Below are 14,652 nucleotides of genomic sequence, written 5' to 3' on the forward strand. Positions count from 1 at the left end.
GGCGGGGGAGGTCTGGTTGGGCCGGTCAGTTCTGTTGCGTTGCCGGCTTGCGTTTGCGTGGATGTGTGGTGCCCAGCCCTGGCAACAACTACCAGCGCCGCCGATTCCGGGAAAGGGGTCGGTCAGTTGAGGGGCGCGAGGAGCAGGGTGGCGAAGCCGAAGCAGTCCCGGTAGCCACGCAGCCACTCGTCCCGGTGGGCGGCGGCGATGGCGAGCACGTCGGGCTGGTCGAGGCTGCGGGCGGCGAGTGAGCCGGTCCAGTTCCACTCGTAGTCGTCCAGCTCGTGGCGCGTGCTGAGGTGACCGTAGAGCGGCACCCAGCCGTCGGCGGTGATCGTGTCGACCGTGGTGGGGAGGTCCGCGAGGTCACCGAGGACCTCGACGGCCGCCGCGCTCGGTTCGCGTTCCCAGTATCCCTCACCGACGACGACCCGCCCGCCGGGCGCGAGGACCGTCCGGGCCGCCGCGAGGGCCTGCCGAAGGCCGCCGAAGGCGTGGGTGGCGCCGACACAGAACACGACGTCGGCGGGTTGTCCGGGGAGGAAGCTGGCCGCGTCGGTCTGGTGGAGCGTGAGCCGCTCGGCGAGACCACGGCGCGCGCCCTCCCGGCGGGCGTGGTCGAGGGCCGCTTCGGAGACGTCCACGCCTTCCGCCGTGGCGCTGGGCGCCAGCGCCAGGGCGCGCAGCAGCCACTCCCCGCCACCGCACCCGAGGTCGAGGAGGCGCTCGTCCCCGCGCGGCAGGGCCCGCTCCAGCAGGGCGGTCACCGCGGCGTCCCCGAGGGGCGCGGCAATGGGATGGTCGGCATGCGCGAGGCGCGAGATCAAGTCACGTTCCACGACGGCAGCCTGCCCGGTGCCGGGACGGACGAGCACGCCAATTTCCGGTGATCGTCAGCGCGGAAGCCCGCGCATTCGGCTCACTCCCGTCGCAGGCGGACGAACCGGACCCACCAGTAGCCGGCGATCACGGCGTTGAGCGCGGGAAGCGTGATCCGCATCCACAGCTCCCAGTCGGAGAAGATGCCCCAGACGATCACCTGGAAAGCGACCAGCGCGGTCCACCCGATCGCGGTGAGCATCGCGCTCCGCGCCGGGCGGGGGTTGAACGGATCAGGCTCGGGCGGCACCCGATGACGGTGGCAGAAGAACCCCGCCCGGGGAACGCCGCCGGATGGCGCAACGGGCGCGCCCGTCCGGCGCCACTCCGAGAAAGAAGTCCCTACGGGTGGGCCGACCCATCCGGCGCCTGCCCCACAACGGGCCACCGGCCATCGAAAACGGTGGGCGCAGCAGGGTTCGAACCTGCGACCCCCTCCTTGTAAGGGAGGTGCTCTTCCGCTGAGCTATGCGCCCCGGACCGGCGGCGCCCAACCCACGGGCACCGCCGGTGCGAGCATCATTCGGGCAGCTCGGCCACCGCTCGCTTCCAGGCGAGCTGGTCGCGCGGCTCGCCCGGCTGGTTGACCTCGGCGTACCGCACCACGCCGCCCTTGTCGATCAGGAAGGTGCCCCGGTTGGCCAGCCCGGCGCCCTCGTTGAACACGCCGTAGAGCTTGGCGACCTCACCGTGCGGCCAGAAGTCCGACAGCAGCGGGAACTGGTAGCCCTGCTGCTCGGCCCACGCCTTGAGCGAGAAGGGTGTGTCCACCGACACACCGAGCACCTGCACGCCCTGGCCGTCGTACTCGGCGAACTCGTCGCGCAGCTGGCAGAGCTCGCCCTGGCAGATCCCGCTGAACGCGAACGGGTAGAAGACCAGCAGGACCGGCTTGTCGCCCTGGAACGACGACAGCGTGACCGGCTGCTTGTTGTAGTCGTTCAGGGTGAAATCCGGAGCAGCTGAACCGACCTCGACCGCCATCGAAGCACCTCTCACATCGCCAACGTTGCACTTGCCGCACGCTCACCTTAGCGTGCGGCCGCTCAGCGCTGCTTCGACTTCGACTTCGGCGGCACCAGCTTGGTCCCGGCCCAGTTCGGGCCGACGCTGATGTTGGAGGTCTGCGCGAGCCCGACGGTGGGCACCGCCTCGGCGATCTCACTCGGCTCCACGTGCCCCGGCTGCCCGGTCTTGGGCGTCAGGACCCAGATGATGCCGTTCTCGTCGAGGGGCGACCGGGCGTCCATGATCGCGTCGACCAGGTCCCCGTCGTCCTCCCGCCACCACAGCAGAACCACGTCGATGACCTCGTCGGCGTCCTCGTCGAGGAGATCGCCGCCGATATGTTCTTCGATCGCGGCACGCAGGTCGTCGTCGACGTCCTCGTCCCACCCGATCTCCTGAACAACCATGTCCGGCTTGATGCCAAGCCTCTCGGCGACGCTGCTGTACTCAGCGTCTCCAGCGGCGACCACTGCTGTCACTCCTCCAACTCACGACGCGGGCGGCACGGCGCCGCCCACTCGACATACGGATGGGTGTAGCGAACACGCCCGGAGCCTCCGGCGCAACCGTCCACACCGGATCTCTGTCAACTCGTAGCGCAGCGTAGGGCCCCGGGGGACGTGTTCGCGACCGCAAAACGACCCTCGGCGGCACCCGTCCGGGCACACCTGGCCTAGGGTAGGCATAACGCGCGCGCGTGCGCGCGCGGACTTAGGTGAACGTTACCGCTCAGTAGCGATGACGGGAAGCCCGGACTAGACGACCATGACAGAGAGGGCACGGCCGAACTGAGGCATCCGTGCCCCGCACGCGAAGTGACAACCGGCGAGGAGATCCCTTGGCCCCCCAGAACGACCAGGCCGCAGGCACCGGCGCCAGCACCGATCGGGCCCCGGCCCGGGTCCGCGTCATCCGTGACGGATTGGCGGCCCACCTGCCCGACATCGACCCCGAGGAGACAGCCGAGTGGCTGGACTCGTTCGACGAGGCACTCGCCCGGGGCGGCCAGCAGCGGGCTCGCTACCTGATGCTGCGGATCCTGGAGCGCGCCCGCGAGCGCAACGTCGGTGTCCCGCCGCTGACCGCGACGGACTACGTCAACACCATCCCCACGGAGAACGAGCCGTGGTTCCCCGGCGACGAGGAGATCGAGCGCCGCTACCGGGCCTACATCCGCTGGAACGCGGCGATCATGGTGCACCGCGCCCAGCGCCCCGGCGTCAGTGTCGGCGGCCACATCTCCACATACGCGTCGTCGGCGGCGCTCTACGAGGTCGGCTTCAACCACTTCTTCCGGGGCAAGGACCACTCCGGCGGCGGTGACCACGTCTTCATCCAGGGTCACGCCTCCCCGGGCATCTACGCCCGCGCCTACCTGGAGGGCCGTCTCAACGAGCAGCAGCTCGACGGCTTCCGCCAGGAGCTGTCACACGCCGGCGAGGGCGGCGGCCTGCCGTCGTACCCGCACCCGCGGCTGATGCCGGGCTTCTGGGAGTACCCGACCGTGTCCATGGGCCTGGGCCCGATGAACGCGATCTACCAGGCCCGGTTCAACCGGTACCTGCGCGACCGCGGCATCAAGGACACCTCCGACCAGCACGTGTGGGCGTTCCTCGGCGACGGCGAGATGGACGAGCCGGAGTCGCGGGGCCTCATCCACGTGGCCGCGGGCGAGGGCCTGGACAACCTGACCTTCGTCATCAACTGCAACCTGCAGCGGCTCGACGGCCCGGTGCGCGGCAACGGCAAGATCATCCAGGAGCTCGAGGCGTACTTCCGCGGCGCGGGCTGGAACGTGATCAAGGTCATCTGGGGCCGCGAGTGGGACGCGCTGCTGCACGCCGACCGCGACGGCGCGCTGGTCAACCTGATGAACCAGACGCCGGACGGTGACTACCAGACTTACAAGGCCAACGACGGCGCCTACGTCCGGGAGCACTTCTTCGGCCGCGACCCGCGGACGAAGGACCTGGTCAAGGACATGAGCGACGCCGACATCTGGAACCTCAAGCGCGGCGGCCACGACTACCGCAAGGTGTACGCGGCGTACAAGGCGGCGATGGAGCACCACGGCCAGCCGACGGTGATCCTGGCCCACACCATCAAGGGCTACGGCCTCGGCCCGGCGTTCGAGGGCCGCAACGCCACGCACCAGATGAAGAAGCTCACGCTGGACGACCTGAAGCTGTTCCGGGACGCCCAGCGCATCCCGATCAGCGACGAGGAGCTGGAGCGCGACCCGAAGCTGCCGCCGTACTACCACCCGGGCGCGAACTCGCCCGAGATCGAGTACATGGTCGGCCGCCGCAAGACCCTCGGCGGGTTCGTGCCGGAGCGGCGCAACCGGGCCAAGCCGCTGGTGCTGCCGGGCGACAAGGTGTACGAGGCCATCCGGAAGGGCTCCGGCAAGCAGGAGGTCGCCACCACGATGGCGTTCGTGCGGCTGGTGCGCGAGCTGGCCAAGGACGCCGAGATCGGCCACCGGATCGTGCCGATCATCCCGGACGAGGCCCGCACGTTCGGCCTGGACTCGATGTTCCCGACGGCGAAGATCTACAACCCGCACGGGCAGACCTACACGTCGGTGGACGCCAACCTGATGCTGGCGTACAAGGAGTCCGAGCACGGCCAGCTGCTGCACGAGGGCATCAACGAGGCCGGGTCGACGTCGTCGTTCACGGCGGTGGGCACGTCCTACGCCACGCACGGCGAGCCGATGATCCCGATCTACATCTTCTACTCGATGTTCGGGTTCCAGCGCACCGGCGACGGCCTGTACGCGGCGGCGGACCAGATGGCGCGTGGTTTCGTGCTGGGCGCCACCGCGGGCCGCACCACCCTGACCGGCGAGGGCCTGCAGCACGCCGACGGGCATTCGCTGCTGCTGGCGCACACCAACCCGGCCGTGGTGGCCTACGACCCGGCGTGGTCGTTCGAGATCGCCCACATCGTCAAGGACGGCCTGCGCCGCATGTACGGCGAGGGCGGCCCGGACGGCAACGGCGAGAACGTCTTCTACTACATGACGGTCTACAACGAGCCGTACCGGCAGCCGGCCGAGCCGGAGAACCTCGACGTCGAGGGGCTGCTCAAGGGCCTGTACCGGTACGCGGAGGCGCCGTCGGGCGACGGTCCGGAGGCGCAGATCCTGGTGTCCGGCGTGACGATGCCGGACGCGCTCAAGGCGCAGACGATGCTGGCCGAGGAGTGGGGCGTGCGCGCGGCCGTGTGGTCGGCGACGTCGTGGTCGGAGCTGCGGCGCGAGGCCGTGGAGATCGACCGGGACAACCTGCTGCACCCGGGCGACTCGCCGCGCGTGCCGTACGTGACGGAGGCCCTGTCCGACGCGACCGGCCCGGTCGTGGCGGTGTCGGACTGGATGCGCGCGGTGCCCGACCTGATCCGCCCGTGGGTGCCGACCGACATGGTCACCCTGGGCACCGACGGGTTCGGCTTCTCCGACACGCGTCCGGCGGCGCGGCGGCACTTCCTGGTCGACGCCGAGTCGATCACGGTCGCCACGCTGGCCGCGCTCGCCAAGCGCGGTGAGGTCGCGCAGGAGAAGGTGGTCGAGGCCGCCCGGAAGTACCGGATCCACGACGTGTCCGCCGCCGGTCCGCAGCTGACCGACGCCGGGAACGCCTGATCTCCGGTTTTCGAAGGCCACCCGCGTGCTTCGCGCGGGTGGCCTTCGCACGGCGTCATCACCGATGATGTATCTATGACGCGACGCCGCCTGCCGAGGCCCAGTGAGCTACAGCAGATCCTGCGACCGAAACCGGTGAAGCTCAACCCGACCGATCGCCGCCTGTCGAACGCCCACACGATCGCCGACCTGCGCACCATCGCGCGCAGGCGGACGCCGCGGGCGGTGTTCGACTACACCGACGGCGCCGCGGAGCTCGAAGACAGCCTGCGCCGCGCCCGGCAGGCGTTCCGCAGCGTGGAGTTCCACCCCAACGTGCTCCGCGGGGTGTCCGATGTGGACACCAGCGTGGCGGTGCTCGGTGAGCAGTCGGCGTTGCCGTTCGCGTTCGCGCCGACCGGTTTCACGCGGATGATGCACCACGAGGGTGAACGCGCGGTGGTCCGGGTGGCGCAGCGGGAACGCATCCCGTACGCGTTGTCGACGATGGGGACGACGTCGATCGAGGACGTCGCGAAGGCCGCCCCGCACGCGCGGAAGTGGTTCCAGCTCTACGTGTGGCGCGACCACGCGGCGGGCGCGGAGCTGATGCGGCGGGCGGAGGAAAGCGGTTACGACACGCTGTTGCTGACCGTGGACACCCCGGTGGCCGGCGCGCGGATGCGGGACGTGCGCAACGGCCTGACCATCCCGCCGACGCTGACGCTGCGCACGTTCCTGGACGGCGCGACGCACCCCGCGTGGTGGTTCAACCTGCTCACGACGGAGCCGCTGGAGTTCGCGTCGTTCGGTTCGTGGGACGGCACCGTCGCGGAGCTGATCAACGCCCTCTTCGACCCGACGCTCAGCTTCGACGACCTGGCGTGGGTGCGGGAAACCTGGAAGGGCAAGCTGGTCGTCAAGGGGATCCAGAACCCGGACGACGCACGGGACGTGGTGAAACACGGCGCGGACGCGGTGGTGCTGTCCAACCACGGCGGCCGCCAGCTCGATCGAGCGCCCACCCCGCTGGAACTGCTGACCCCCACGCTGGACGCAGTGGGCGGCGACGCGGAAGTGTGGGTGGACACCGGAATCCTCTCCGGCGGCGACATCGTGGCCGCGATGGCCAGGGGCGCGTCGATGTGCCTGATCGGCCGGGCGTACCTGTACGGCCTCATGGCCGGAGGCGAACGGGGAGTCCAGCGCTGCGTGGACATCCTGCGACAGGAGATCATCCGCACCATGCAGCTACTGGGCGTGCGAACGATCGACGCCCTACAACCAACCCACGCCACCGTGCGGTAAAGAAAACCGCCACCCGCCACCCGCCAACCACCAAACCGCCGCCCGGCAACGAACCGCCGTCCGGCAACGAAACGCACCCACCCCACGAACCACTCCCCTCCCGCAACCCGATCCCCAGCCAAATCGGTTGCCGAGCCACCGGGTCAAGGCACGCTTTCCCGCCTTGACGCGGTGTCTCGGCAACCGAACACTGAAAGATCGGGTTCGGAAGGGGCTCAATCGGGGCGTAGCGAAGCGAAGCCGGCGCCTGTCGGTAGCCAGACGAACTCTCTTCACCTGGTTTGCGGCCCGAGCAGCACGTCGAGGTTCAGGTATTCCGCCAGCAGGTGTTTGAGGTGCGGACCTTCGATGAGTTGGATTCGGCCGTGACGCGCGACGAAATCCCATGAGGCCTTGCCAAAGCGCGAGGTGGTCACCAACACGCCACGACTCGCGCGCTTGTCATCCATCACGCCCGCGAGCGCACGAACCGCATCCGGTTCGACGGTCCCCTTGTACCGCTTTGCCTGAATCACGCACACCCCGCCCATGATTGGGTCTTCATTGACGGCGAGCGCGTCAAGGCCGTCATCGCGAGAAGCCTGTGTGACCCAGGACTTCATCCCCATGGCTTCGAAGAGTTGCTTGACCAGAACCTCGAACTCGAAAGGCTTCATCTCCAGGAGCACCACACGGCCGTCCAGAACCGCCGCCACATCGTGAGCATCCACGAGACGGTACTTCGACAAGTCCGGATCGAAGATCGGACGCACTGCTTCGAGGTCCCACGGATGGGGGGACACGAGCGCGTTGAAGTACTTCAGACATTCAGCAGGATCCAGTTCGGTGAGCACCAGTTCCTCGAACTGTTTCCGCGTCGCTGAGACACTGACCAGACAAGGGCGTTCCGGTTTGCCGGTGGCCCTGTTGCGCGTCGACACGTGCGCGTTCACAGCCACTTCGTCGACGAGGTCGCTCGGGCGGACTTCGAACACGTCACGCATCGTCCTCAGAACGATCTGCGCCACCAGATTCGCGTAAGCCTGCTTGACTTCTTTCGCCAGTCGGGGCCTGGCTACGATCTCATCTCGTGACTTGACATACGTGTACTCGCGGTTGGGCGGAATCACATCAACCCCGGGCAACTCCCGGATCATGAGCAACTTCTTCGAGTCGGGCTGGTAGGCAACCTCGACATCGACCGGCAGATCGGCCGGCAGAGGTGACTGCTCGATGAGTAGCTCGAAATAGTCTTCGACCGCCTCTGGCGCTCTCGCCAGGACGCGGCTTTCGAGATCTGCCACCTGAGCGTTGTGTTGTTCTACTTCTTGTCGGCGAGATTCCTCAGCCTGTCGATGTCGCGCTTCCGCAGCCGCCAGTGCGGCAAGTCGCTCGTGTTCGACCTGTTCATACAGCGCCGTGGCGTGCGCGAACCTGGCTTTGGCTTGGTCGACGGTCTTGTTGTGCGCCCCCTTGAAGAGTCGCCCCACCCCAGACGGAGGCGGCGGAGCGTATCTCTCCCATTGCGGCTGCGTCGCAGGGGTGACTAGAGCCGGCGGCGCTTCAAATCGCTGCGCCTTGAAAGACCTGCGCATCTGAGCGAAGGAAAAGACACTTCGATGACGGAGTCCGTCGACCAGGACCCTGCCCAGTTCATCCAACCGCTCCTGCGCAGCTGTGGTCATCACTACAGCTTCGTTCTGTTGCTGCTTGACATGCAATTCTCGCTGTTCGCGAGCTTCCTTCGCCAAGGCTCGTTCACGGGCACGGGCAGCACGTTCGGCTTCCCTTTGTGCTTGCTGCCGCTGCCGCTGCCGTTCCCGTTCCTGCACCATCTGTTGATGCTGAAGTTCGGCGAAGAAACCACGTTTGCGTGCCACCGCGCACCCCCAGGAAAGGACCCGACAAGCGACCGTAGCTCAGGCTCTGGTTCATTGGCGATGCGCCGAACCGGCGATCCTTCCACGCACGTCCTGAACCATCTCGATCAGTGAAACGCTCCCCTTGACGCCCCACCGGCGACCCTGGACCATACCTCCCCACCAAAAGCGGAACCCCACTTCCGCGATGTGGAATCGAGGTCGGCATGTTTGTGCAGGAGCTCGCCCCGCTAGCCGGTTCACTCGGCCTGTCCGCGCTGGTCGCGGCACTCCCACTGGCCACCGTCCTCGTCCTGCTGGGCGTGGTCCGGATGAAGGCCCACCAGGCCGGCCTGATCGGCCTGGCCGTCGCCCTCATCGTCGCCGTCACGATCTTCGGCATGCCGATCGGGCAGGCGATCTCGAGCGGGTTCCAGGGCGCCGCGTTCGGGCTCTTCCCCATCATGTGGATCGTCGTCAACGCGCTGTGGATCTACCGGATCACCGTGCGCACCGGGCATTTCGACGTCCTCCGCCGGTCGTTCGGCCGGGTCTCCGACGATCCCCGCATCCAGGCGCTGATCATCGCGTTCTGCTTCGGCGCCCTGATGGAGGCGCTGGCCGGCTTCGGCGCGCCGGTCGCGATCAGCTCGGTGATGCTCGTGGCGCTCGGGTTCACCCCGGTGCGGGCGGCGGTCGTCGCGCTGGTCGCCAACACCGCGCCGGTCGCGTTCGGCGCCATGGGCACGCCGGTCGTCACCCTCGCGCAGGTCACCGGGCTGCCACTGGACACCGTGTCGTCGATCGTGGGCCGCCAGACGCCGATCCTCGCGTTGTTCGTGCCGCTGCTGCTGGTCTTCATCGTCGACGGCCGTCGCGGGCTGCGGGAAACCTGGCTGCCCGCGCTGGTGTGCGGCGCGGCGTTCGGGGTGGTGCAGTTCGCCGCCGCCAACTACGTCTCCGCGCAGCTCGCCGACATCGGCGCCGCGCTCGCCGGCGCGGCCGCACTGGTCGCGTTGCCCGCCGCCCGCAAGCCGGCCCGCGAAGATGTCCGGACCGCGGTGCTCACCGGCGTGGCCACCGAAACGCTGGACCGGCCCGAGGACCGCGGCGAGGTCGTCCGCGCCTACCTGCCGTACGCGCTGATCATCGTGATCTTCTCGATCGGCCAGCTGCCGCCGGTCAAGCGGCTGCTCGACGCGGCGACGTGGAAGTTCGACTGGCCGGCGCTGTCGGTGGCGAACTCGGCGGGCAAACCGGTGTCCGGCAACACGTTCTCGGTGCCGTTCCTGAGCACCGGCGGCACGCTCGTGTTGATCGCGGGCGTCCTGACCGCGGTGTTCCTGCGGGTCCGCGCCCGGGACGCGGTGCGCGAATGGGGCGGCACGGTGCACGAGCTGCGGTTCGCCATCCTGACCGTGACGAGCGTGCTCGCGCTGGCGTACGTGATGAACCTGTCCGGCCAGGCCACCACGATCGGCTACTTCATCGCGGGCGCGGGCGCCGGCCTGGCGTTCCTGTCCCCGGTGCTCGGGTGGTTCGGCGTGGCGGTCTCCGGTTCCGACACCTCGGCCAACGCCCTGTTCGGCGCCCTCCAGGTGACCGCGGCACACCAGGCCGGGCTGTCGCCCGAACTGCTCGCCGCGGCCAACTCCTCGGGCGGCGTGCTCGGCAAGATGATCTCCCCGCAGAACCTGAGCATCGCGTGCGCGGCGGCGATGCTGCCGGGCGAAGAGGGCACGCTGTTGCGCAAGGTGCTGCCGTGGAGCGTGGGACTGCTGTTCGTGATGTGCCTGATCGTGGTGGCGCAGGCGAGCTTCCTCAGCGGGATGCTGCCGTGAGCTCCGGGCGCCTCACCGCGGCGCGGTGCCAGCTCCACCAGCCGTGCACGACCAGCGCGGCGAACACGAGGTAGACCGCCGCGGAGAAGTACAGGCCCGAGGAGATCTGCAGCGGCACACCGATCGCGTCGACGACCAGCCACACCAGCCAGAACTCGACCAGGCCACGCCCCTGGGCGGCGAAGGCGACGAGCGTGCCGATGAAGATCGCCGCGTCCGGCCACGGCGCCCAGGAGGCGTCCAGCGCGTCGAGCACCAGCGCCATCACCACGGTGCCGGCCACGAACGCACCCGCCATCACCAGCCGCTCGACGGTCCGGCCGCTGCGCACGACCACCCCGTACACCGGGTCGCGGCGACGGGTCCAGGCCCACCAGCCGTAGACCGAGATCAGCAGGATCGCGACCTGCCGGGCCGCGAGCCCGCCCAGGTGCGCGGAGGCGTAGACGGCGAAGAGCAGCACCGTCGCGCCGACCTGCACGGGCCAGGTCCAGAGCGTGCGCCGCTGCGCCAGGAAGACCACGGCGAGCGCGCACAGCTGGCCGACCAGCTCCGCGATGGAGATCCACTGCCCGAAAACGGACAAACCGTGCTGCAACAGAACGTGCATGGCGCCTCCCGTCTGCCCGATCAACCCGCCACATCCGGCACTGATTCCCTCACCGCCAGTGAGCCCCGCTACACCTCTCGAAAATTACTTGCACGATCGAGTGAGAAGACTGGCGGAAAAATATCCACAAGGTCCATAGTGGACCTACCGGTGGGGACCGGGGAGATGAGGCCGCCCGGCGCTGCGAGAACCGCGATGCGCCGGGCGGCCTCGCGTTTACCGGACGGCCGGTTAAAGTCGGTTTCACCATGACCCAGACCAATGGCAGCCAGACCAACGGCAGCCAGACCAGCGGCAGGCGGCCGGCCAAGCACCACGGCCTCTCGGCGAAGACGCTGCGCAGGCTGGAGCGCGCCTCCGGGCGCCTCGCCTCGGCCAGCGTCGCCGCCATGGAGCAGCGGCTGCCGTGGTTCGGACGATTGCCCGCCGAGCAGCGGGCGAGCATCCTGCTGATCACCCAGACCGGCGCGGCCGGGTTCGTCGACTGGCTGCGTGATTCGCAGGAGGCGCTCAAGCTCACCACCGACGCCTTCCGCGGCGCGCCCGAAGACCTGTCGCGCTGGATCAGCCTGCGGCAGGCGGTGGGTCTGGTGCGGCTGGCGATCGAGGTGTTCGAGGAGCAGCTGCCGGAGTTCGCCGCCACCGAGGCCGAGGACGCCGCGCTCACCGAGGGCATCCTCCGCTACGGCCGCGAGATCGCCTTCGCGACGGCCAACTCCTACGCCGCGGCCGCGGAGGCCCGCGGCGCGTGGGACGCCCGGCTCGAGGCGCTGGTCGTGGACGGCATCGTCCGCGGCGACGCCGAGGAGGCGGTGCTTTCGCGGGCCGCGGCGCTGGGCTGGGAGCCGTCGGCGATGGCGACCGTGCTGGCCGGCAGGCCGCCCTCGGACGACCCGCCGAGCGTGGTGTTCGAGGTGCGCCGCCTGGCCGCGCGGCTGGGACGGCCGGTGCTGTTGAGCGTCCAGGGCTCGCGGCTGATCGTGGTGGCAGGCGGGCCGACTGACGGCGACGCCAAGCAGAAGGAGGTGCTCGGCAAGCTGGCAGGCGCGTTCGGCGACGGGCCGGTGGTGGCCGGGCCGACGGTGGACAGCCTGGCCGAGGCGCACCGCAGCGCCGCCGAGGCGCTGTCCGGGTTGCGCGCGGTGGTCGGCTGGCCGGGTGCGCCGCGCCCGGTGCGGTCGTCGGACCTGCTGCCGGAACGAGCGCTGTCCGGCGACGCCGAGGCCGAGCGGCTGCTGATCGAGGAGATCGCGCAGCCGTTGGAGGCGGCCGGGCCGACGATGCTGCAGACGGTGGACGAGTACCTGGAGTCCGGCGGGGTGCTGGAGACGTGCGCGAAGAAGCTGTTCGTGCACCCCAACACCGTGCGCTACCGGCTGCGGCGGGCGGCCGAGCTGACCGGCCGCAACGCCACCGAGCCGCGGGACGCGCTGGTGCTGCGCGTGGCCCTGACCGTGGGACGGCTGGCCAGGGCTCGCGGCCTCTGGTGACCGGTCTCACTTCCGGGCTGCCCGGAACCGACAACACATCAGCGCTGGATGCGGGCCTGCGGGCGCCATTTTTGTAGGCTCTCTACAAGATCACCGCTCCGACTTGGTGAACAGCGGCATCCCGGGCCCGCCGGGGAAGCATGTTCCCTAGAGGCGTGACAGCAGTGCTCGCTCCCGGACAGGGCTCCCAAGCGCCCGGCATGTTCTCCCCCTGGCTCGAACTCGACGGCACCCGCGAGAAGCTCGCGCGCTGGTCCGAGCGAACCGGGCTCGACCTGGTCCACCTCGGGACCGAGGCCGACGCCGAGACCATCCAGGACACCGCGATCACGCAGCCGCTGATCGTCGCGCTCTCGCTGCTGGCCTTCGACGCCCTCGGCGACGTCCCGGACGACACGCCGGTCGCCGGCCACTCCGTCGGCGAGCTCGCGGCAGCCGCCGTGGCGGGTGTGCTCACGGCCGAGGACGCGGTCGCGCTGGCGGCCGTGCGCGGCGCGGAAATGGCCAAGGCGTGCGCGATCGAGCCGACGTCCATGGCCGCCGTCATGCTCGGCGACCCGGACGAGGTCGTCGCCTGGCTGGACGGCCACGGCCTCACCGCAGCGAACCGCAACGGCGCCGGCCAGATCGTCGCCTCCGGCGCGAAGGACGCCATCGAGCGGATCGTCGCCGAGCCCCTCGAAGGCACGAAGGTCCGGCCGCTGAAGGTCGCCGGCGCCTTCCACACCTCTTACATGGCCCCCGCCGAGGAGGCCCTGCGCGCGCACGCCGCGTCGATCACGCCGAAGGACCCGGTCCGCCCGCTGCTGTCCAACGCCGACGGCACCGTGGTCACCAGCGGCGCCGAGTACCTGGAGCGGCTGGTCAAGCAGGTCACCCGCCCGGTCCGCTGGGACCTGACGATGGACGGCCTCGTCGAGCTGGGCGTCACCGCCACGGTCGAGCTGCCGCCGGCAGGCACCCTGACCGGTCTGGTCAAGCGCCAGCTCAAGGGCACGGTCACGCAGACCGTCGCGCTCAAGACCCCCACCGACCTGCCCGCCGCGAAGGAGATCCTGTGAGCCCGGTGTTGCGCCAGAAGCAGGGGCCCGCCGCCACCCGGATCCTGGGCGTCGGCAGCTACCAGCCGGACCGCGTCGTCACCAACGACGACCTGTCCCAGATCATGGAGACCAACGACCAGTGGATCCGTGAGCGGGTCGGCATCATCGAGCGCCGCTTCGCCGAGAAGGACGAGCTGCTGGTCGACATGGCGGTCAAGGCGGGCAACGCCGCGCTCACCGACGCGGGCCTGCAGCCGTCCGATGTGGACACCGTGATCGTGCCGAACTGCACGATGCCCGCGCCCATCCCGAACGCGGCCGGCCAGGTCGCCGACCGGATCGGTGTGAAGGCGGCCGGCGCGTTCGACCTCAACGCCGCGTGCGCCGGGTTCTGCTACGGCCTCGGCGTCGCCTCCGACCTGATCCGCGCCGGCTCGGCGGGCAAGGTGCTGGTGATCGGCGCGGAGAAGCTGACCGACGTGGTCGACCCGGTGGACCGGGCCAACGCGATCATCTTCGCCGACGGCGCGGGCGCCGCGGTGGTCGGTCCGTCCGACGAGCCGGGCATCGGGCCGGTGTCCTGGGGCAGCGCGGGCGACCTGGTCGACACGATCTACATGCGCGACCACAAGTACATCTACCAGGAGGGCCAGTCGGTCTTCCGGTGGGCGACCACGCAGATCGCGCCGATCGCGTTGAAGGCGGTCGAGCTGGCCGGGCTGGAGCCGTCGGACATCGACGTGCTCATCCCGCACCAGGCGAACCTGCGGATCGTGGACGCCATCGCCAAGCGGCTCAAGGCCAAGGGCGCGCGGGAGGACCTGGTCGTGGCCGACGACATCAAGTTCTCCGGCAACACCTCGTCCGCGTCGATTCCCATGGCGCTGGACCACATGCGGAAAGCGGGCACCGTCAAAACGGGTGACGTGGTGCTGATGGTTGGATTCGGCGCGGGCCTGTCCTACGCCGGACAGGTCGTCATCTGCCCGTGATACCACTATCGCCGGCAG

The 14,652-nt window shown here is 69.4% G+C and carries 13 protein-coding genes and 1 tRNA gene; 7 read left to right on the forward strand and 7 right to left on the reverse strand.

Annotated features, from left to right (window positions below; translation table 11 throughout):
- Positions 1–122 precede the first annotated feature (122 nt).
- The 5 genes from ACCP09_RS29760 to ACCP09_RS29780 form a co-directional block, all read right to left on the reverse strand.
- Positions 123–839, reverse strand: coding sequence for an SAM-dependent methyltransferase (locus ACCP09_RS29760; protein WP_433751947.1), 717 nt, complete (start codon positions 837–839; stop codon positions 123–125).
- 80 nt (positions 840–919) lie between these two features.
- On the reverse strand, positions 920–1,129 hold the full coding sequence (locus ACCP09_RS29765) for a hypothetical protein (protein WP_027934735.1): 210 nt from the start codon (positions 1,127–1,129) through the stop codon (positions 920–922).
- Between the two features lie 154 nt (positions 1,130–1,283).
- A tRNA-Val gene (locus ACCP09_RS29770) sits at positions 1,284–1,355 on the reverse strand.
- A 43-nt stretch (positions 1,356–1,398) separates the two neighbouring features.
- The gene (locus ACCP09_RS29775) at positions 1,399–1,863 is read right to left on the reverse strand and encodes a peroxiredoxin (RefSeq protein ID WP_017984110.1); all 465 of its coding nucleotides are present in this window, start codon (positions 1,861–1,863) and stop codon (positions 1,399–1,401) included.
- Positions 1,864–1,925: 62 nt separating this feature from the next.
- On the reverse strand, positions 1,926–2,357 hold the full coding sequence (locus tag ACCP09_RS29780; protein ID WP_017984111.1) for a DUF3052 domain-containing protein: 432 nt from the start codon (positions 2,355–2,357) through the stop codon (positions 1,926–1,928).
- Positions 2,358–2,725: 368 nt separating this feature from the next.
- Here ACCP09_RS29780 and aceE point away from each other — a divergent pair, with 368 nt between their 5' ends.
- Both aceE and ACCP09_RS29790 read left to right on the forward strand, forming a co-directional pair.
- Complete coding sequence (gene aceE / locus ACCP09_RS29785) at positions 2,726–5,533, forward strand: pyruvate dehydrogenase (acetyl-transferring), homodimeric type (protein WP_433751950.1); 2,808 nt, start codon at positions 2,726–2,728, stop codon at positions 5,531–5,533.
- A 75-nt stretch (positions 5,534–5,608) separates the two neighbouring features.
- On the forward strand, positions 5,609–6,820 hold the full coding sequence (locus tag ACCP09_RS29790; RefSeq protein ID WP_027934733.1) for an alpha-hydroxy acid oxidase: 1,212 nt from the start codon (positions 5,609–5,611) through the stop codon (positions 6,818–6,820).
- A 272-nt stretch (positions 6,821–7,092) separates the two neighbouring features.
- Here the strand turns inward: ACCP09_RS29790 and ACCP09_RS29795 are convergent, their stop codons facing one another.
- Positions 7,093–8,394 carry a restriction endonuclease gene (locus ACCP09_RS29795; RefSeq protein ID WP_433751953.1) on the reverse strand — a complete coding sequence of 434 codons (1,302 nt, stop codon included), beginning with the start codon at positions 8,392–8,394 and terminating at the stop codon, positions 7,093–7,095.
- A 24-nt stretch (positions 8,395–8,418) separates the two neighbouring features.
- On the opposite strand from ACCP09_RS29795, the gene ACCP09_RS29800 reads away from it, so the two are divergent.
- Both ACCP09_RS29800 and ACCP09_RS29805 read left to right on the forward strand, forming a co-directional pair.
- Positions 8,419–8,793, forward strand: coding sequence for a hypothetical protein (locus ACCP09_RS29800; protein ID WP_433751955.1), 375 nt, complete (start codon positions 8,419–8,421; stop codon positions 8,791–8,793).
- Between the two features lie 92 nt (positions 8,794–8,885).
- Positions 8,886–10,499 (forward strand): L-lactate permease, encoded by a 1,614-nt coding sequence (locus ACCP09_RS29805; RefSeq protein WP_433751957.1) that lies wholly within the window; start codon positions 8,886–8,888, stop codon positions 10,497–10,499.
- On the opposite strand, the gene ACCP09_RS29810 is transcribed toward ACCP09_RS29805, so the two are convergent.
- Positions 10,480–11,109, reverse strand: coding sequence for a nicotinamide mononucleotide transporter family protein (locus tag ACCP09_RS29810; protein ID WP_433751959.1), 630 nt, complete (start codon positions 11,107–11,109; stop codon positions 10,480–10,482). The genes ACCP09_RS29805 and ACCP09_RS29810 overlap by 20 nt on opposite strands.
- 248 nt (positions 11,110–11,357) lie before the next feature.
- Here ACCP09_RS29810 and ACCP09_RS29815 point away from each other — a divergent pair, with 248 nt between their 5' ends.
- The 3 genes from ACCP09_RS29815 (at position 11,358) to ACCP09_RS29825 (ending at position 14,634) form a co-directional block, all read left to right on the forward strand.
- The gene (locus tag ACCP09_RS29815) at positions 11,358–12,599 is read left to right on the forward strand and encodes a PucR family transcriptional regulator (RefSeq protein WP_027934731.1); all 1,242 of its coding nucleotides are present in this window, start codon (positions 11,358–11,360) and stop codon (positions 12,597–12,599) included.
- Between the two features lie 140 nt (positions 12,600–12,739).
- Positions 12,740–13,660, forward strand: a complete 921-nt coding sequence (locus ACCP09_RS29820) for an ACP S-malonyltransferase (RefSeq protein ID WP_433751961.1) — start codon at positions 12,740–12,742, stop codon at positions 13,658–13,660.
- Positions 13,657–14,634: a beta-ketoacyl-ACP synthase III gene (locus tag ACCP09_RS29825; RefSeq protein WP_020422496.1), complete on the forward strand. Its 978-nt coding sequence runs from the start codon at positions 13,657–13,659 to the stop codon at positions 14,632–14,634. Before ACCP09_RS29820 ends, ACCP09_RS29825 begins: the two co-directional genes overlap by 4 nt.
- The last annotated feature ends 18 nt before the right edge of the window (positions 14,635–14,652 follow it).

The organism is Amycolatopsis sp. 3B14, assembly GCF_050958625.1.
In the GTDB taxonomy this organism is placed as follows: Bacteria; Actinomycetota; Actinomycetes; order Mycobacteriales; family Pseudonocardiaceae; genus Amycolatopsis_E; species Amycolatopsis_E thermoflava.

Bases quoted from the DNA above. Each gene is read 5' to 3' on its own strand.
- ACCP09_RS29775 (WP_017984110.1), bottom strand. From the start codon at position 1,863: ATGGCGGTCGAGGTCGGTTCAGCTGCTCCGGATTTCACCCTGAACGAC.
- ACCP09_RS29810 (WP_433751959.1), bottom strand. From the start codon at position 11,109: ATGCACGTTCTGTTGCAGCACGGTTTGTCCGTTTTCGGGCAGTGGATC.
- ACCP09_RS29815 (WP_027934731.1), top strand. From the start codon at position 11,358: ATGACCCAGACCAATGGCAGCCAGACCAACGGCAGCCAGACCAGCGGC.
- ACCP09_RS29805 (WP_433751957.1), top strand. From the start codon at position 8,886: ATGTTTGTGCAGGAGCTCGCCCCGCTAGCCGGTTCACTCGGCCTGTCC.
- ACCP09_RS29800 (WP_433751955.1), top strand. From the start codon at position 8,419: ATGACGGAGTCCGTCGACCAGGACCCTGCCCAGTTCATCCAACCGCTC.
- ACCP09_RS29790 (WP_027934733.1), top strand. From the start codon at position 5,609: ATGACGCGACGCCGCCTGCCGAGGCCCAGTGAGCTACAGCAGATCCTG.
- ACCP09_RS29820 (WP_433751961.1), top strand. From the start codon at position 12,740: ATGTTCCCTAGAGGCGTGACAGCAGTGCTCGCTCCCGGACAGGGCTCC.
- ACCP09_RS29795 (WP_433751953.1), bottom strand. From the start codon at position 8,394: ATGCGCAGGTCTTTCAAGGCGCAGCGATTTGAAGCGCCGCCGGCTCTA.